13 protein-coding genes and 1 pseudogene are annotated in these 17,721 nt (G+C 43.2%); 5 read left to right on the top strand and 9 right to left on the bottom strand.

Going from position 1 to position 17,721, the window contains the following annotated elements; genetic code table 11:
- Positions 1-117: 117 nt before the first annotated feature.
- Positions 118-1,407: a Glu/Leu/Phe/Val family dehydrogenase gene (locus NSTCB13_RS28720; RefSeq protein ID WP_445626985.1), complete on the bottom strand. Its 1,290-nt coding sequence runs from the start codon at positions 1,405-1,407 to the stop codon at positions 118-120.
- A 287-nt stretch (positions 1,408-1,694) separates the two neighbouring features.
- Here NSTCB13_RS28720 and NSTCB13_RS28715 point away from each other — a divergent pair, with 287 nt between their 5' ends.
- Entirely contained in the window at positions 1,695-1,835 is a 141-nt protein-coding gene (locus NSTCB13_RS28715) for a hypothetical protein (RefSeq protein ID WP_448274629.1), read from the top strand.
- A 79-nt stretch (positions 1,836-1,914) separates the two neighbouring features.
- Here the strand turns inward: NSTCB13_RS28715 and NSTCB13_RS28710 are convergent, their stop codons facing one another.
- The 5 genes from NSTCB13_RS28710 to NSTCB13_RS28690 all read right to left on the bottom strand — a co-directional run bounded on the left by NSTCB13_RS28710 (position 1,915) and on the right by NSTCB13_RS28690 (position 6,194).
- Positions 1,915-2,430 carry a GNAT family N-acetyltransferase gene (locus NSTCB13_RS28710; protein WP_448274628.1) on the bottom strand — a complete coding sequence of 172 codons (516 nt, stop codon included), beginning with the start codon at positions 2,428-2,430 and terminating at the stop codon, positions 1,915-1,917.
- A 146-nt stretch (positions 2,431-2,576) separates the two neighbouring features.
- Positions 2,577-3,101 carry a GNAT family N-acetyltransferase gene (locus NSTCB13_RS28705; protein ID WP_445626988.1) on the bottom strand — a complete coding sequence of 175 codons (525 nt, stop codon included), beginning with the start codon at positions 3,099-3,101 and terminating at the stop codon, positions 2,577-2,579.
- 265 nt (positions 3,102-3,366) lie between these two features.
- Positions 3,367-4,512, bottom strand: a complete 1,146-nt coding sequence (locus NSTCB13_RS28700; protein ID WP_448266128.1) for a beta-ketoacyl-ACP synthase — start codon at positions 4,510-4,512, stop codon at positions 3,367-3,369.
- Between the two features lie 154 nt (positions 4,513-4,666).
- Entirely contained in the window at positions 4,667-5,467 is an 801-nt protein-coding gene (locus NSTCB13_RS28695; protein ID WP_445626990.1) for a peptidylprolyl isomerase, read from the bottom strand.
- A gap of 157 nt (positions 5,468-5,624) precedes the next feature.
- A complete protein-coding gene (locus NSTCB13_RS28690; protein WP_322667183.1) occupies positions 5,625-6,194 on the bottom strand; it encodes a photosystem I assembly protein Ycf4 in 570 nt (189 codons plus the stop codon).
- A gap of 923 nt (positions 6,195-7,117) precedes the next feature.
- On the opposite strand from NSTCB13_RS28690, the gene psbD reads away from it, so the two are divergent.
- The 3 genes from psbD to NSTCB13_RS28675 all read left to right on the top strand — a co-directional run bounded on the left by psbD (position 7,118) and on the right by NSTCB13_RS28675 (position 10,349).
- Positions 7,118-8,173, top strand: a complete 1,056-nt coding sequence (gene psbD / locus NSTCB13_RS28685; protein WP_322694081.1) for a photosystem II D2 protein (photosystem q(a) protein) — start codon at positions 7,118-7,120, stop codon at positions 8,171-8,173.
- On the top strand, positions 8,157-9,548 hold the full coding sequence (psbC, locus tag NSTCB13_RS28680) for a photosystem II reaction center protein CP43 (protein ID WP_445626991.1): 1,392 nt from the start codon (positions 8,157-8,159) through the stop codon (positions 9,546-9,548). Before psbD ends, psbC begins: the two co-directional genes overlap by 17 nt.
- A 615-nt stretch (positions 9,549-10,163) precedes the next feature.
- Positions 10,164-10,349 (top strand): PCP reductase family protein, encoded by a 186-nt coding sequence (locus NSTCB13_RS28675; RefSeq protein WP_448266126.1) that lies wholly within the window; start codon positions 10,164-10,166, stop codon positions 10,347-10,349.
- Between the two features lie 151 nt (positions 10,350-10,500).
- Here the strand turns inward: NSTCB13_RS28675 and NSTCB13_RS28670 are convergent, their stop codons facing one another.
- The gene (locus NSTCB13_RS28670; RefSeq protein ID WP_445626992.1) at positions 10,501-11,337 is read right to left on the bottom strand and encodes an SWIM zinc finger family protein; all 837 of its coding nucleotides are present in this window, start codon (positions 11,335-11,337) and stop codon (positions 10,501-10,503) included.
- 803 nt (positions 11,338-12,140) lie between these two features.
- On the opposite strand from NSTCB13_RS28670, the pseudogene NSTCB13_RS28665 reads away from it, so the two are divergent.
- Positions 12,141-12,308: pseudogene (locus NSTCB13_RS28665) on the top strand (hypothetical protein); the annotation flags it as partial.
- Positions 12,309-12,956: 648 nt separating this feature from the next.
- Here NSTCB13_RS28665 and NSTCB13_RS28660 read toward each other — a convergent pair.
- Positions 12,957-16,157 (bottom strand): SNF2-related protein, encoded by a 3,201-nt coding sequence (locus tag NSTCB13_RS28660; RefSeq protein ID WP_448274627.1) that lies wholly within the window; start codon positions 16,155-16,157, stop codon positions 12,957-12,959.
- Positions 16,087-17,646 (bottom strand): SNF2 helicase-associated domain-containing protein, encoded by a 1,560-nt coding sequence (locus NSTCB13_RS28655; RefSeq protein WP_448274626.1) that lies wholly within the window; start codon positions 17,644-17,646, stop codon positions 16,087-16,089. Before NSTCB13_RS28655 ends, NSTCB13_RS28660 begins: the two co-directional genes overlap by 71 nt.
- Positions 17,647-17,721: the final 75 nt, after the last annotated feature.

The following is a 17,721-nucleotide window of genomic DNA, read 5'->3' as shown; positions in this document are numbered from 1 at the left end:
TTGTAGCGATCGCTTAACAGAAACATCGGCTATTCATAACATAATAAGGACACAATATTATAGTTGTGCCCTTATATGTTATTTATTCAATTAAAAACTGCTGTCTATGCCCAAATATTAAGGATAAAGACCTCTGTCAGTCAACGCTTGAGCCACTCTACCTACCCCCAGTGTATAAGCTGCTAGCCTTAAAGAAATTTGCCGTACCTCCGACTGATGAATCACCTTGCGATAGGCTTGCACCATCAAATGTTCCATTTCGCGGTTGACGCGCTCCTCATCCCAAAATACGTAAGAAAGACCTTGCACCCACTCTAAATAACTGACTACTACACCGCCAGCATTCGCCAAAATATCTGGTAACACTGTCACACCCCGCGCCTCTAAGGCCAAGTTAGCCTCAAGAGTAACCGGGCCGTTAGCTGCTTCTGCGACAATTTGCGCCTGCACCTGATTCACATTTTCTTCAGTGATTTGGTTCTCCAAAGCTGCTGGTATTAAGACATCACAGGGTAGAGTTAATAAATCTGCATTGCTAATTGGTACAGATTGCGGGAAACCGACAATACTCTTGCGATTTTCAGCCGCGTAGACTTTTAATTTGGGAATATCAAGACCAGCTTCGGAGAATATTCCGCCTGCACCAGTTGAAACGGCGATAATTTTCGCGCCTGCTTCATGTAGTAATTCTGCTGCGGCACAGCCAACGTTACCGAAACCCTGAATGGCTACTCGCACTCCTACCAAAGATTTACCTCGATCTGCTAGCGCCTCACGGACAATAATCATTGTGCCACGTCCGGTTGCCATTTCTCGTCCCAGAGAACCACCAATCGAAAGGGGTTTCCCAGTTACAACTCCTGGTACAGCATGACCAACATTCACAGAGTAAGTATCCATCATCCAAGCCATTTCACGGGCAGAAGTACCCATATCTGGCGCAGGAATATCTACAGAAGGCCCAATATCTTTAATCAACTCGCTGATATAACGGCGACTGATTCGCTCTAATTCGCCAACACTGTAGCGTTTGGGATCTATAGCAATGCCACCTTTCCCACCACCGTAAGGAATACCTAATAAGGCACATTTCCAGGTCATCAGCATTGCTAAAGCAGATACTTCGCGCAATGTCACAGCCGGATGGTAACGAATTCCGCCCTTGTATGGGCCTAAGACATCAGAGTGCTGCACTCGGTGTCCAGCGAGAACTTGTATTTCCCCATCATCTAGTTTCACGGGAATGGAAACCGTGACAACCTTACGCGGGTGGCTGAGAATTTCTAGCAAACCCTGATTTAAATTTAATTCTTTAGCTGCCGCTTCTAAGTAACTACACGCTTGGTCAAAGGGGCATATATGCGCTGGCGAAGCAGGTTCTGACAGCAACGAGGATCTTGAAATCATAAATTTTCTCCTAATCACGGTATCTTTGCGAACCGGATCTCATCTGTACTTAAGCTTATCCTTTTTTTTTGAAAAAGAATAAATTTTGTAGTTTTTGTTACAGTTTTTTATTGTATAGTCTGCACTTTGTGCAAAGCAGTACATGGACTAATACGGTAAAGGTGAAGGGGAAAAGGGTAAATAAACTCAAAATCCTTCCCCTTTAACCAAAACCTTTTCCTTAAAAGTGGAAAAATATATTTTTGCAAGAGGGTCTATTCACTTTAGGCATTGCTTCGCGGCGTTGATTGCCTCTTTCTCTAAAGTTGCTCTCAAAGGCTTTGCCTGCGATCGGAATTGGTTTGTTAGCTGCCGATGATGTAGGCTTTGACAAAATCTATAAAAAAGGCGATCGCATCAGAGTGCGATCGCTTTTTGATCTAGTTTGAACGAAAAATCATCGTTTCAGGCACTTGAAATAATCGAATGTACAAAAAGCCTTGCAATATTGTAACCAGACGAATTTCTTCATCCACTATGAATAATGCGATCGAGTTGGAGTTCAAGATAGATAGTTTTAAATCCGCTTTTGTTTGGGGATTCACCAATTTGGTAAAAACCGCGTTTGAGATAAAGCATCCGGGCTACATAAGAAGAAGGATGTTCCCAAGTATACAAACGTAAGTACCTTTTTGCTTTTGCTTGTGCTAAGTCGATGGTAAAGTCTAATAGCTCTTTTCCAATTCCTTTTCCTCGAAATCGTGATGCTACACAAAACCAGCCTAACCAGTCAGCTTCTTGTTCGTCTTCGCTTTTGCAATATAACCCAGTTAGCCCAATTACTTGGAAAGATTGCTCATCGATCGCAACCCAGTAATTGAGTTGGGTAATTCCACTGTTTGAAAACCATTGAGCATATTCATCTAGATATAAACTTGCCACCAGCGATGGACTATCACTACTATTACTCACGCCTGGGAAAACTTCTTCTCTTAGGTGAATTGCTTGCTCCAAGGTTGCTATCGATAATGATTCAATGTACATAGCACTAGTCACTCAAGCTTAAAGTAGCTATACCTATATCGAAGCTACTATCTCAATTAATCTGTAAATTTTTCGGTGAGCAGGCATTAAGTGGGAACCATTATTGCTGCCATTCTCTCTCTTCATCCTGAAGAACTAATTTTACCCTAGCTTTCATACCTAATTTGCTTTTCCTCTTTGAGTTTGTTTTTTTTCCTAGTTGAGCATGGCACCAAATCTAAACGAAATACGAGCATGTCCTGAATCTGAATGCTGTTTTCGTAACTTGGCTGAGGTAAATACCAAAAGTAGTCATGGCGCACACGATCCATCCGAAATCCGCACTTTTGATAAAAAGCAATGTTGCCAAGACTTGAATTAGACGTGCCAACGAGCATCTGTTTCTTGCCGCGTTGCTTCGCCTCTTGAATCAACCAAGCAACGAACTCCTTACCTAAACCCTGCCTTTGAAACTCAGGGGCTATACCAAGTTCCATAATTTCGCAGGGGTCGCTGCGCCATTTCATCGTTGCTGCACCAACCAAGTGTTCGTTGTCGTCCATACGATATACAGCATCAACGAGGTTAGCAAGCCCCCATCGCAGTGCACGCTCCGATTCTTCTGCCAACAGTAGTATCGGAATCAGCGCTTCAAGTTCGTCGTCACGAGCTTGTCGAATAGCAATCGCCATTCATATTCCCTTTTAATCACAATTTATTTTTCAAAACTATAGTAACAAGTAGATGCAATACTACTCGCTTTGTGCATTTTGAACTCAGAATTTGGTTTGGGGAAAATGGTTACTGGGGTTGGGTTAAAGGTTTTTTCTTTCCCTTTTCCCCCGCCCCTTATCCCCTTCTTGGGGCCCCACCTTCCCCTTTTCCCTAAAACCCGACAAGTATTGCAAGTAGATGTTGAACGTTTTAGGTTTTTGACTTGAGGAGGCGACAAGGGAGCTAAAGAGCTGCTAACGCGATCGCGGCATTCTGTCCCCCAAAGCCAAAACTCAAACATAATACCTGTCGAATTTTACTTATACGTGCAGATGTCACGATATCTAAATCAAACTCTGGCTGCTGCAATCCTAAACAAGGCGGTAATATTTGATGCTTTAGCGCCATGAGAGAAAAAGCTACACCTATAGCTCCAGATGCCCCTAGTGTATGACCTGTGCTTCCCTTGGTGGAACTAACCGCCACGCCTTGGGGAAACAAACGCTGAATTACCATACTCTCCATCTGGTCATTTAGTTGGGTAGCTGTACCATGAGCATGAATGTAATCAATATCGCCTGGTAATAGACAACTACGTTCTAGACATTGTTTGATAGCAGCGATCGCACTTTTCCCTTCTGGTTCTGGTGAATTACTATGATATGCGTCGTTGGTTAAGCCAAAACCGAGAATTTCACCATAAACTTTTGCCTGACGCTGCTTTGCCAATTCTGCTGATTCTAAGACAAATACAGCCGCACCTTCACCCAAGACTAAGCCTTCTCTGTGCAAATCAAAGGGATAAGCCCCAGTTTTCGCCAAAGCACCCATCTGCTGAAATCCAGCTAAAGTTAAGGGTGTAATCGGTGCTTCTACTGCACCTGCGATCGCTTGTTGACATTGCCCAGTTTGTATAAGCATAGCTGCTTGGGCAATAGACCAAATTCCAGTAGCACAAGCTGTCATTGGTGCTAAAACTATACCTGATGCACCGATTTGTCTTGCGGCTGCGATCGCATTTATATGAGGTAATGTATCTAGCCAATTTCCCAAAGAGGACACAGGAAAATTTTCCGCGTTATACATTTGCCGCGCCAATTTTTCCCAAGACGCTTGATAAGAGCGACTCGATCCAATGACTACAGCACAATCAGCTAAAGGTGCAACTAACCCAGAATCTTGTAAAGCAGAAGCAACAACCATCTGAGTTAACCTTGTCAACTCAGATGGTTGTTCGCCAATCAAACCTAGAGGAAGTGGTGTAAGTTCTGGAAACGGTTGATGTAACCGAATTCCAGATTTACCTGCGATTAAATTTCGCCAGCTATCCTCGAAGCTTCCACCCAAGGCGGAAACTAAACCAATACCAGTAACAACAATTTTGACCAATTTAGGAGTTAGGAGTTAAAAGTAGAGACGCGATTAATCGCGTCTGTACAAGAGTTAAGAGTTTTTCCTTTGCCCCCCTGCTCCCACTTCGGCTCATTTCGGCTACGCTCAATGACCAACGCTCAGTGACCCACCTGCTCCCCTGCCTCTTTCCCTACTTTCCTGGTGTTTTCAGGTTTTCAGCACCTTGAGTGACTTTAGCAGAGTCAATGCGATCGCCTTGCTGAATTTTGTTTACGACATCAAAGCCTTGAGTGACATTGCCAAACACGGCGTAGTTACCATCCAAAAATGCTAGATCCGCTAAAGCAAAGTAAAACTGGGCAGAAGCTGAATCTGGTGATTGCGATCGCGCCATTGCTACTGCACCCTGTTTATGGGGCAATACGACGGGTTGAGCAGTAGCATCAAATGGTTTATTGTAAATCGGAGTATCTGAACCTTTGGGCTTAACTTCTAAAGGTATATAACGAGCATTTCCTGTTTTTGGGTCAATATAGCTACCTGTTCCCAGTCTGTCTGCTGGAACTTTCGGGTCTTTGCTTTGAGGATCGCCCCCTTGAACTACAAACGGTTGGGGTTCGCGCACAACTCGATGGAAAGCTAAACCATCGTAAACCCCCTTTTGCACTAAATCTACGAAGTTGCCAGCTGTAATGGGGGCATCAGTACCGTCTACTTCGATAGTAATCGGCGAACCTTTAACCGTGATTACCACAGTAGCCTTGCCTTCGAGGCGCGGTAAATCTGCCAGTCCAGGAATGCTCTCACTACTAGTTTGAGATACAGAAGTTGCTTCAGTAGTTGTCTTGGTACTCGCCTCGGTTGTGGTCGAGGTAGCTGTCGAGTTTGGAGAAGAGCTATTAGAAGCGACTTGCTGTGTTGAACATCCTCCCAAGATCAAAGCACTGATAATCACAAGAGAAAGCAAAAATTGAGAAATTTTTAACCGCATTGCCTGTTACCGATTTAACCAGAGTATCTTATCGTTTTGAGGAGCATTGGGCACAAGAGCCAGAGGGGCAGGGAGCTGGGAGCAGAGGGGAAAGAAGGAATTTTTCTTTTCCCCCTTGCCCCCTGCCCCCTGCTCCCCCTCTTCTTCCCTCACTCCCTTACAATCCTTCTAACGATACTCCCAAAAAGCGGGCTAACTTTGCGCCTTCTGTTTCCAACTCTGTTAAAGATACTGGTTGTCCAACCCGTGTTAATGGTATATCTCGCCGTCCTTTAATGCGTAGATAGAGGGCGCGACGGGGGTTAAGACCTTCTTTTATGTCTATTAATACAGATTGGACATCTTCTATGCGGCTATCAATCTGAATTCGGCGGTTTTTACCAGGAAACCCCCAACGGAAGATTTTGATTGCGCCAGTTTCCCGATCGAATTCGTTGTAACCGCCTCCAACATCCAATAAAATCACTAACCACAGGTATGTAGCTAATAGCAAGCCAGCAGTACCATATAACCCCATTACTAATCCTTGGGGGACAAATACCAGTTGAGTGGGATCGGAAACTATGAGTAAATTAACTTTTAAATAACTGGATATTCCAGCCAATAGAAAGCCGCTTGCTCCCAAGGTAACGATAGTTGCCCACCAGTAGTTACTGAACCGACGAGAACCGAGAACATTTTGGTGCAGGAGGCGATCGCCTTTGTTAATCGTTGTTGATGTCGTCATTGAACTACCATTGCCCGTGAGATACTCGCTGTCACATACTCGTACACTAAATGCTTTTGCATAGAGTGGTGGGTTTCTCTGCCAATCCGGCTATTGCTTAGGAGGCACAAAGAGCTATGTTTTAAGTCCACGGGAACCCTGCCGCAGACTAGAAATTTTTCACTTTGTACCCTACAAATTTTCCTGTTTCGGATAATGCTGGCTTTCTTGTACTACGGGACAAACCACTTAGGCTATTTGTATTAGTCAAGATATGCCAACTTCCTTTCTCCTTGTCTAACGTTTCACATAGGTTTTCCAGAGGTGTATCACCGACGTGGCCGCAAAGTCATTATCCAGATTATTTTACCAAATATCGTTGACAAAAACTCAACTGCGCCGTTCCATGTTCCTGCTACCGATATAATTTTTTCAGGTAATGTTGTACTATTTTTTTACTCAATGGCCGATCAAAATTCTTTACTCCCTCACTCTCTGCCCCTCTTAATTCCCTGCTTTCCTGTCCCTGCCTCTTTTTGACCTCTTGAAATGAGTTATTCTACCTACCTCCATCTGCATTAAATTTTTTTAGATTTCTGAGAAAAGTTGTGTCAAATTGTAAAATTTCTGATATTCATATTATTTATAAGGTTCGTGTTTCATAGCTCATTTCCTTTTGCGTATCAGGCAAAAACCCTGAGTAGTGTGATAAGTTAAGAATCATTAAGTTACCACAAGCTAAATTACTAGCCGATGGTACGTGTAATGTCATAACCCTGAGAAATAATGACTTAACTAGTCAGTAAGCTCTCAGAATCTCAGTTACTTAAAAGCAGTTGAGATTGTCAAAAAAACGTTAATTCCTCACGGCAGTCGGTTACATTGGCTTTCCGTAATGCCTTAGAAACGTTGCAATTTTAGTAAGAAAAGAGGATTTAAGTCCGATGACCATCGCAGTTGGACGTGCCCCCAGTAGAGGGTGGTTTGACGTTCTAGACGACTGGCTCAAGCGCGATCGCTTCGTATTCGTAGGTTGGTCAGGGATACTATTATTCCCCTGCGCCTTCCTAGCACTAGGCGGTTGGCTGACCGGCACCACCTTCGTCACCTCTTGGTACACCCACGGATTAGCCTCCTCCTACTTAGAAGGCTGTAACTTCCTAACAGTGGCAGTATCCACCCCCGCCGACAGCATGGGACATTCCCTATTGCTGTTGTGGGGACCAGAAGCTCAAGGCGACCTCACCCGTTGGTTCCAATTGGGTGGGTTGTGGCCATTCGTTGCCCTACACGGCGCCTTCGGTTTGATTGGCTTCATGTTGCGGCAATTTGAAATTGCTCGTCTAGTAGGTATCCGCCCTTACAACGCTCTGGCATTCTCTGCTCCCATTGCGGTATTCGTCAGCGTATTTCTGATGTACCCCTTGGGACAATCCTCGTGGTTCTTTGCACCCAGCTTTGGCGTAGCCGCAATTTTCCGATTCCTGCTATTCTTGCAAGGGTTCCACAACTGGACACTCAACCCCTTCCACATGATGGGTGTTGCGGGTGTATTGGGTGGTGCGCTACTGTGCGCGATTCACGGTGCCACAGTGGAAAATACCTTGTTTGAAGACGGTGATGGTGCTAACACCTTCCGCGCCTTCAATCCCACCCAATCGGAAGAAACTTATTCAATGGTGACAGCAAACCGTTTCTGGTCACAGATTTTCGGGATTGCTTTCTCTAACAAGCGCTGGTTGCACTTCTTTATGTTGTTCGTGCCAGTCACCGGCTTGTGGATGAGTGCCGTCGGCATCGTCGGTTTAGCACTCAACCTGCGGGCTTATGATTTCGTCTCCCAAGAATTACGGGCGGCGGAAGACCCGGAGTTTGAAACCTTCTATACCAAAAACATTTTGCTCAACGAGGGTATCCGCGCTTGGATGGCTCCTCAAGATCAACCCCACGAACAATTTGTATTCCCTGAGGAGGTATTACCACGTGGTAACGCTCTCTAATAGACCAAATATCTTAGGCGGCGCTGGACGCGACCAAGAATCCACCGGGTTTGCCTGGTGGTCTGGTAACGCCCGTTTAATCAACTTATCTGGCAAACTACTGGGTGCTCACGTTGCCCACTCTGGTTTGATTGTATTCTGGGCTGGAGCGATGACTTTGTTTGAAGTCGCTCACTTCATTCCTGAAAAGCCCATGTACGAACAGGGCTTGATTTTGTTACCTCACCTTGCCACTCAGGGTTGGGGTGTTGGTGCTGGTGGTGAAGTTATCGATACTTTCCCCTACTTTGTTATCGGTGTACTCCACCTAATTTCCTCAGCCGTCCTTGGCTTTGGCGGTATCTATCACGCCGTTCGCGGTCCAGAAACCTTAGAAGAATATTCTTCTTTCTTTGGTTACGACTGGAAAGACAAGAACAAGATGACCAACATCATCGGGTTCCACCTGATTATTTTGGGATTCGGTGCATTGCTATTAGTGTTAAAGGCAATGTTCTTTGGTGGGTTGTATGACACTTGGGCACCAGGTGGTGGTGATGTTCGGATTATTACCAATCCGACATTGAACCCAGCAGTTATCTTTGGCTATGTAATCAAGTCTCCCTTTGGCGGCGAAGGCTGGATTATCAGCGTCAATAACTTAGAAGATGTGGTCGGTGGTCACATCTGGGTCGCCTTTATCTTAATTTCTGGTGGTATTTTCCACATTCTTACCAAGCCTTTTGCTTGGTCACGTCGTGCATCCATCTGGTCTGGTGAGGCTTATCTCTCCTACAGCTTGGGCGCTCTTTCTCTTATGGGCTTCATTGCCTCAATCTTTGTTTGGTTTAACAACACCGTTTATCCAAGTGAGTTCTTTGGTCCTACTGGACCAGAAGCTTCTCAAGCTCAGGCTTTGACCTTCTTGATTCGTGACCAACGCTTGGGTGCTAACGTCGGTTCTGCCCAAGGCCCTACTGGTCTAGGTAAATACCTGATGCGCTCTCCAACTGGTGAAATCATCTTTGGTGGTGAAACCATGCGCTTCTGGGATTTCCGCGGCCCTTGGTTGGAGCCTCTACGTGGTCCGAATGGTCTTGACTTGGAAAAAATCAAGAATGATATTCAGCCTTGGCAAGCTCGTCGCGCTGCTGAATACATGACCCACGCTCCTCTGGGTTCTTTGAACTCCGTAGGTGGTGTGGCTACCGAAATTAACTCCTTCAACTACGTATCTCCTCGCGCTTGGTTGGCGACTTCTCACTTCGTACTAGCATTCTTCTTCCTAGTTGGTCACTTGTGGCACGCTGGTCGCGCACGGGCTGCGGCTGGTGGTTTTGAGAAAGGAATTAACCGTGATACTGAGCCGGTGATGTTCATGGACGACCTAGATTAGGTTGTAAAGTTTATTTCATCACTGACTATTAATTTAAAAGCTCTTGCATAAAAGCAAGGGCTTTTTTTATACGAAAATTAGTAATCTATTAATTAAACGTGAGTTCGACAGACCTCTCCCGGACAGCCTCCCTCTCCTAAAAGGCGAACGCGAGTGCGTCTCCCCTTGGGAGAGGGAGGAGTAACGAGTAAGGAGGGTTTTTGCTCCCCTCTCCTAGTAGGCTACGGTGTACACATATCTTGGTAATGAAGCTTAAACCCTGAATTTACCCCCCCTTAATCCCCCTTTCTGGGGCAGGTTTTTTTGATTAGACAAATTTTTGGGATTTTAAAACCAAAACCATTGTCTGAAAACTTAAAACTACGTTCAATAATTGAGAACATTCTCAACTATTTATCGAAAGCCTAAAAGCCTGCCCTTGAAAGCCTTAATCCCCCCGATGTTTTGGGGGGAAATATCCGGTTCTTCCCTTTACCAAGGGGGAGTTAGAGGGGGTCAGAAGGACTTGTGTGTACACTGTAGCTCCTGGTAGGAGAGGGGCTGGGGGAGAGGTCAAAATAGCACTCGTCGAACTCACGTTAATTAAAGTAAGCGACTTGCCAAGGTAACTAATTTATGAACGATTCCAATTTTATTGATACTTTGCGATGGACATCTGAAGCTAAAGAAAAGTTACAAAATATTCCCTTTTTTGTCCGCTCTCAAGCTAAAGCCAGAATTGAACAGCTGGCTCGTGAAGCAGGCCAAGATGTTGTGACTGGTGATTTGGTAGAACAGGCTAGGCTTGAGTTTGGACAATAAATCAGGAGTTAGAATACAGAATTGGTAAACACTCTACCCATAAAGAGATAGAGTTTTAAGGCGAGAATATTCTAGTCAATTTAATTCATAATTACGAATTATGAATTACGTAGCTTGCTTCTCGCATGAAGGCGAGTATTACGAATTATTATCAACTTCCTTCTACATTCATTGCTGCTAAAACAGCCTTCTGACTTACATCTCTGTAAACGGTATTTAAATATTTCATTACCACATCACTCGAAGTTGAATTTACTGCGTTTTCCTCTTCCTTTGCTAAGGGAATCGCTCCCAATACATCTAATATCGTCTCGCTGCTAGACGGTACAATCACTACCAAGGATGACTCTAGTGGCTCATTGTATTGCCAGAAAGAGTCAATTTTTACTGAGTATTTGTTATTAGTAATTGACTGTTGAACATCAACCGTTTCTGTAGTATTAGGTTCAATCTTGGCACTACGTAATTTACGCAAGTCGCTAATAATTTGCTCTTTAGAACGTCCGCGCAATTGAAATAGTACAAAGGGGTCTTCACTGAAGCGATCGCCTAACTGATAGTATATCGCACCAATGTGTTTACAAGGATTTGCTTTATCGGGACAAGAGCATTTACTGTGGACATCACCAAGGGTAAATGGAAATATCGAAAGACCATTAGCCGTGAAGACTTCTTCTATATTTTGTGGCATTTCTCCTGCTAGTAATTTGGCAGCAAAAATTGCCTTTTGGGACATGCTTTCAATTACATAACCCCACTGTTCATCGGTAAATGGTTCAAGGGAAAGAGAAACTTTATAAGGTTCTACTTCACTACCTTGCACCCTAGCCAATACTTTTGCACCTTTAAATTCAATGCTCAAAACATTTCCTTGACGAGCATAATTTCTGGCACGTTCTAAACGCTTTTTAAAGCGATAGGAATCTAGCAAATCTAGCCATTGTTGCGACCACCATTCTCGACTTGCTTGAAGAGTATAATTGGTCATGGTTGCTTCACTCAAAGTAAAAAGAACTGGAGATTGAGGACTAGTTAAAAAATCCGTAGGCGCAAGCCGCCGTAGGCATTGCACTTCTTAGACGAATAAAATAATTATAACTTTACCCTGCTTTTGTTCTTTACTAAGAAGTATTAGCCTTTAATCTCAACCACAGCCATCAGATCCATTAGCAATGTCTCAAGCATTTGAGAATTTTTGAGAACAGAGGTCATTTGATTGCTTTGCGCTTTAGAGCCGGAAGCACTAATCTCTGCGTTCGCAGGTTTCTTGGTTACAAACGTTATATCAGTCCGTAATAGCCTTCGGCAAGATTGACTATCAAAAGATTAATACTACATAAACAAGGTATTTTTACATAAATTTATCAGCAAATAATGTGAAGAATATACAAAGATGTATCTTTAAGCAAAGATATCTAAGTAAAAATGGTAGTATATGGTCAGTGTTGGGTTCTTTAGATGTTCTCTATTTTCAAGCTAGATATCTATGCAAAGAAGCCTACAAGGAGGGTATAAAAATATCTTTTCCGAACAACACTTGACTATTTTTTCTTCTACTAGAACTTAGACGCTCGCAAGAAACCAAATATCGAGTGTGAATTTTGGGCGTTGCTAATTCCATGTATGAAAATGATTTTGCATAATACCAGAATCCTTGTAGAGACGTAGCAGTGCTACGTCTCTACATCCAGATTCATACTTCAATTCAACAACGCCGAATTTTAGGTATTCAATTGTCAAATTTTTTAACCAAGCTGGAGATTTAATTCCCCTGTCTCTACAGGCAAGAACCTACTCTCTGGGGGTGATGGCAATGATACTCTTTCTGCTTATGAGGCATTAGGCAATAACACTCTTTATGGTGGTAATGGCAATGATATCCTCACAGGTGGAAAAGGTAATGACACCCTCTATGGAAATGATGGTACTGATACCTTTGCTTTCAATAGTTACAATTAAGGTGTTGATAATCTTTATGACTTCAACGCCACTAATGAACTGATTCGGGTATCGGCTGCTGGTTTTGGTGGCGGGTTGTCAACGCCTTCACTTAAGACAAGTCAGTTTACCATCGGAACATCTGCAACCACTAGCACTTAGCGATTTATCTACAACAGCGCCACAGGTGGACTGTTCTTTGACCTTGATGGTAGTACATCTGGGTTTACTCAGGTAAAATTTGCACAACTAAGTGCTGGATTGTCACTCACCGAAGACAATTTTGTGATTGTTTAATCTTTATTAGCACTCTGCCATCACCAAGCAGTACGGGGTTTGGGAGGGGCGTTGCATATTTTTTGCGGGATGATTTTGCTAGTTTTGTGGGATGGGCATAGCAACGCCTTGTGATATCATGTCCGGTTAAAGACTTATCATTAAGACCGCAGGGGGCAGGGAGCAGGGGGCAGGGGGAAAGAGGTTTTCCTGGTTTTTGCACAGATTCAGGAATCATAACTAATTAGGCGGACATGATATGAGGTGCTATTTTTAGCATCTCGCATTCGATTACTCAATTCAATGCAAGTCGTTTTGGTAAGCGATCGCATCGCAATATCTCAATCACTTGCAACACAAAATAGTCTTTCTAGTTTTTACATGATTAAGAACTTATTCTGCATCATCGTCAATTACTGCACTGCGATCGAGTATTAGTAAGTTCCGAAGTTGGTCTGTATCCAGTTCAGTCAACCATTCTTCCCCAGCACCCACAACTTGTTCAGCCAATTGTTTTTTACTTTCAATCATGTCATGAATTTTTTCTTCTAAAGTGCCAGTGCAAACAAATTTATGTACTTGCACATTCCGGGTTTGACCAATGCGAAATACTCTATCTGTAGCTTGATTTTCTACGGCTGGATTCCACCATCTATCAAAGTGGAATACATGATTGGCTCGTGTTAAATTCAGTCCTACTCCACCCGCTTTCAAAGAAAGAATCATAATTGGTGGCCCTTGAGGATCGTGTTGGAAACGGTCAATCATTTCCTCACGTTGTTTTTTGCTAGTGCTGCCATATAAAAAGAATATTTCTCGTCCTAACTGTTTTTCTAAATAGGGTTTAAGTAATTTACCCCACTCAGCAAATTGTGTGAAAATCAAAGCTCTATCGCTTTCTGCTAAAACTTCTTCTAACATTTCTTCTAGGCGCAGAAGTTTGGCTGAATTATGTTGCTCTAATGTCGCTTCTTTCAAATATTGGGCTGGGTGATTGCAGATTTGTTTGAGTTTGATTAACAAAGCCAAAATCATCCCCCGGCGTTGCAATCCTTCAGCAGATTCTATCTCTACTAAAGATTGTTCTACAATTTGTTGATAAAGTGCAGCTTGTTCGCTAGTCAGACCGCAAAATACGGTCATTTCTTGCTTATCTGGTAAATCTTGAATGATGTCGCGATCGCTTTTCAATCGCCGCAGTATAAATGGTTGCACTAATGAACGTAACTGAGTCAAAGAAGCCGTATCACCATACTTTTCAATTGGCATGGCAAACCGCCTCTGGAAAAATTGCTTATTCCCTAAATACCCAGGATTGAGAAAATCTAAAATAGACCATAGTTCTTGCAGTCTATTTTCTACTGGTGTCCCCGTTAATGCAATGCGGAATGTCGCTTCTAATTCTCGCACCGCTTTTGACTGCTTCGCCTCTGGATTTTTCACATTCTGGGCTTCGTCTAAAACTATTATCTGCCAAGAGACACTTTGCAATGACTTGATATCTCGATGAAGCAATGAGTAACTGGTAACGATTAAATCGTGTTTTTTTACAGCTTCTAAAAATGCTTTTCCTTTTGGGCGTTTGTCACCGTGATATTGCAAAACTTTCAGGCTTGGTGCAAATTTATTGACTTCCCTTTCCCAGTTGCCTAAAACCGAAGTTGGACAAACTAATAGTGTTGGATTTTCTAGTGCATCTTGTTCTTTCAAGTGCAGCAGAAAAGCAATGAATTGGACAGTGTTATGGCAAATAATATTGTTAGCGACAAAATTATGATGTTCGCTAACTTCAAAATCATAAACCCATCCCTCATAATCTATCTCCTCTATAGATTCAATCCGACAATAAAATACCTCTCGATCGAGAAGACATTGCAAATACTGTCTTGTTAAGCTCAACTGTTCTACATCTAGGTTGCTATATGCTGACAAAGTTTGAGTTGTCCATTTAGAAGGTTTTAGTAGCTGATATTGTTTTTGGGCTTCTCCACTAATCATCTGGTTCATCCCAGCTATTACTTGCTGTAAACTATCTCTAGAAAATTGCTGTGAGCCATTAATGTAAACAGTGTTGTGCATCCCAAAATGCCGCAACGGTAGCCTCGTTCCCCTGACTGCTTGAGCAACAATATCAGAGGCAAGAATTCCTTCAATATTTGTGTTATTGACCAGCTGACAAATTTGCTCTAATTTACTTCGTTTTTCTGAGTTATTAAAACCAATTTTTTGGAAGAATCTGCGGGCAGAATTTCCACCAATTACACCAATATAGTAGGTGCGTAAAGTACGAGTTCCATTAGTAGCACACTTTAGTTTGGGCGATATTCTTAACCAAATACCGAAGCGTCGCAACAGTGCAGAAAGTTGCTGAATTAGTAAAGTTGAAGCTGTAGAAATCTCAATACTCCGCATCCTAAAAAGAACAGCAGACTCAGCATCGAAATAGTTTTGTAAAAATATCCGCACGCTATCCAAATCTGCCTGCATAATGAAGGGCGGAATAGATTTTTCTGCCGATAGTTTACCCCAAACATAACCTTGAGCTTCTAAGAATCGTCGATAGGCTTGACTGTTAACTCGAAGACAAGGAACTTTATTAGTGAAGGTAGAGATATTAGGGCTGTTAATTTTGAGGTTATAACGGTTTTGAATGCGTTGGCAAGTTTGGAGTAGATCCTCTAGTACTCTGATGTCTTTTTGGGATATTGTGACTCTTCCCACATCAGGTAGTTCATGCCCTTCAGCAATCTGCCAAGCAATAAATTTGACTAAATCAGGGTCTTGTGATTGCCCATTCCAGAGAGTTTTACCTGGTACACAAACGTAATCACCCACCTGTAAGTTATTTGTCCAACCTTTACTTGTTAGCAGTTTGTGACGATGAGTGATTGTGATATTGCTACCGTCTTCTAACGTTATTTTTCGCAATTTTTCGCAGACTTGTTGCCGATACAATCGCCTGACATTAGCTTGGACAATTTTGCCAGTTTTTTCATTTATGGAATTAACTAGTAATTGCTCAGTGGGGTTAGACCAAAATCCTTCGCCGTCAAACTCTGTTTCTTTGGCGTGAGTTGTCCAGATTGTCTCAGCTGTGCGTAACAGCCCATTTATATTTATTAGAGTATCATTGGCTACGCATTTACCGAGTCCCATATCGTCGGCGAGACACGCGCCTAAGCCCCAGCGTTCCAAGAATGACAACCAAGCAGCACCACGTTCTTGATAAGGGCGCAACTGTCCTTTAAAGTCTGTTGGTGTTGGCAAAGGTGCGATCGCTTGATTATTTGTTAATGCCCCAATCAACTCTTGCAATGCCCCAGATGCATCAAAGCTGACCACTGGTAACTTTTCAATTGCTTGAGTATCTCCTGTACTCAAACGCAAAGCATCTTCCAGGGAAAGCGCCATTTGGTCTTTGCGAGTGGTAAAAAATGTTTGGGCTGTCTTGATATCTTGGGGTCGCAATTCTACCCACTCACCGTTAATTTCCACTAGCGGACTATTTAAAGCCACAAGTTTATCAAACTCGGCTTTGGAAATAGTCTGTCCACCAATTGCCAATTGCCATTGGAAATTTAGTAAACTCTGCAAGCCTAAACGTCCCCTGCTTTTTCTTTGGGGTTTCGGCTGTAATTTTTAAACCTAAACGGTTCGCCCATCCTTCGCGGTTCGCCAAGCTGGGAGGCAAAATTACTCCTAAACCACTGTCTTCCAATCTCCAAGCTACAGCTTTGATAAACTCATAAGCTTGGATGGGGGTGAGACGAGAAGATTGGGGATATTCGGTTTCTAAGCTGGGTGCGTAGGCGCTTTGCGTCTTGTCGCCAGACATCGCTGGATATAATCGGGAAGCTACCCCTAAACCTCGCAAAAATGTTTCTTGTGGTTGCTCAATTGTCCGATTTTGATAAACCAATCTTTCAACTGGATTGTTCCAAATAGTTGCTGCATCCACTAAAAACTCAGGATCGTCAGCCGCTTGCAAAAAATACGCCAATGTCCAATCTGTTTCGCCAGACTCTGGAGAACGCAGTTGAAAACAGGTACGAAATTGACTTTTAAGAGTTAATTGGTATTGTAGCGGCATAGTCCAAGCTTTCAATGCCGCTTCCAGTCGTTCCACTTCAAGTGCATCTGCATTGATACCAGATCCACTAGTTAAGGCTTGCAACCACTGTCGCACCCCAGATGGTAAAGATGCAATCGCCTTAGCTTCTATTGGAGGTTGAGAACCCATCATTTCTCTCACTTGGGCATCTATCGTACTGTTGAGAAATCCCAAAAGTAATTCTTGAGGTTCTGTGGGAAAGTCTATATAAAGTAGGGATTGGGAAAACTCCTCCCCAGTCTCCAATCCCTCCTGATAAGTACGACAAACCAACGGTATATTCGCAGAAAATCTTTCTAGGCGGGTTCCATCTAATGCACTGTCTAGAAGTACTCGCCATTTGGCAGCAAATGTACCATCTGATTGTCGGTCAATTGTTGGTAAAAACTTACACCGGGAGATTAAATCTAAACTCCATCGGGCAACCTGCGACCAAAAGCGTAAATCTCCACCCAAAAAAGCATCTTCCCCTTTAGCAGCATTCAGGGGAATCGCGGCGAGAAATTTTATTGCTTGGCTGGAGTTAAGACAAAAACCCTCAACTCGCCACGGTTGCAAATATTGTGGTGAGTCTGTATTTTCGCCCAAGCTAGCAGAATGTACAGGGAAAATTGCTGCTGTTCCTTCACTACTACCTTCTGGGATATAAGTTGGTAGAGCGATGATTTGGGAGTGCGTTGGCAAACTGATTTCAGTGGCACTGGCGGCTTTGCGCGTTCGCCCAGTAGTAGCGATCGCTTTGCTTGCCGCAGGCATCGCAACTTGAGGTTGCTGAATGAAGTTCGTAATTGCCATGTTCTGAGAACGCAACCACTCACTCAACTCCACTGATGTCATTGCCAATGGATGTACTGGGATATTTCCAGATCCATTCAACTCCAAATTCACTCGTGGCGATCGCCAAGTTTCCCCCCAAATAAATAAACTACCATTTTGATTTTTTAGTAACCAATTACAGTGTAAAATCGCCATTTGCTAACTACTCAGATTTTCCCAAAACTCTAGAATTAAAATCACAATTATTCGATTTTTTGCATCTTATCAACA

Source organism: Nostoc sp. DSM 114160 (assembly GCF_053470305.1).
Note: the sequence above shows the minus strand (reverse complement) of the source record. Positions and strands in the feature narration are given on the sequence as shown.

What these genes read in the sequence shown, in the direction of transcription:
- NSTCB13_RS28675 (WP_448266126.1), top strand. Translation starts at nt 10,164, where the DNA reads ATGAACGATTCCAATTTTATTGATACTTTGCGATGGACATCTGAAGCT.
- psbD (WP_322694081.1), top strand. Translation starts at nt 7,118, where the DNA reads ATGACCATCGCAGTTGGACGTGCCCCCAGTAGAGGGTGGTTTGACGTT.
- NSTCB13_RS28690 (WP_322667183.1), bottom strand. Translation starts at nt 6,194, where the DNA reads ATGACGACATCAACAACGATTAACAAAGGCGATCGCCTCCTGCACCAA.
- NSTCB13_RS28695 (WP_445626990.1), bottom strand. Translation starts at nt 5,467, where the DNA reads ATGCGGTTAAAAATTTCTCAATTTTTGCTTTCTCTTGTGATTATCAGT.
- NSTCB13_RS28720 (WP_445626985.1), bottom strand. Translation starts at nt 1,407, where the DNA reads ATGATTTCAAGATCCTCGTTGCTGTCAGAACCTGCTTCGCCAGCGCAT.
- NSTCB13_RS28710 (WP_448274628.1), bottom strand. Translation starts at nt 2,430, where the DNA reads ATGTACATTGAATCATTATCGATAGCAACCTTGGAGCAAGCAATTCAC.
- NSTCB13_RS28655 (WP_448274626.1), bottom strand. Translation starts at nt 17,646, where the DNA reads ATGGCGATTTTACACTGTAATTGGTTACTAAAAAATCAAAATGGTAGT.
- NSTCB13_RS28705 (WP_445626988.1), bottom strand. Translation starts at nt 3,101, where the DNA reads ATGGCGATTGCTATTCGACAAGCTCGTGACGACGAACTTGAAGCGCTG.
- NSTCB13_RS28670 (WP_445626992.1), bottom strand. Translation starts at nt 11,337, where the DNA reads ATGACCAATTATACTCTTCAAGCAAGTCGAGAATGGTGGTCGCAACAA.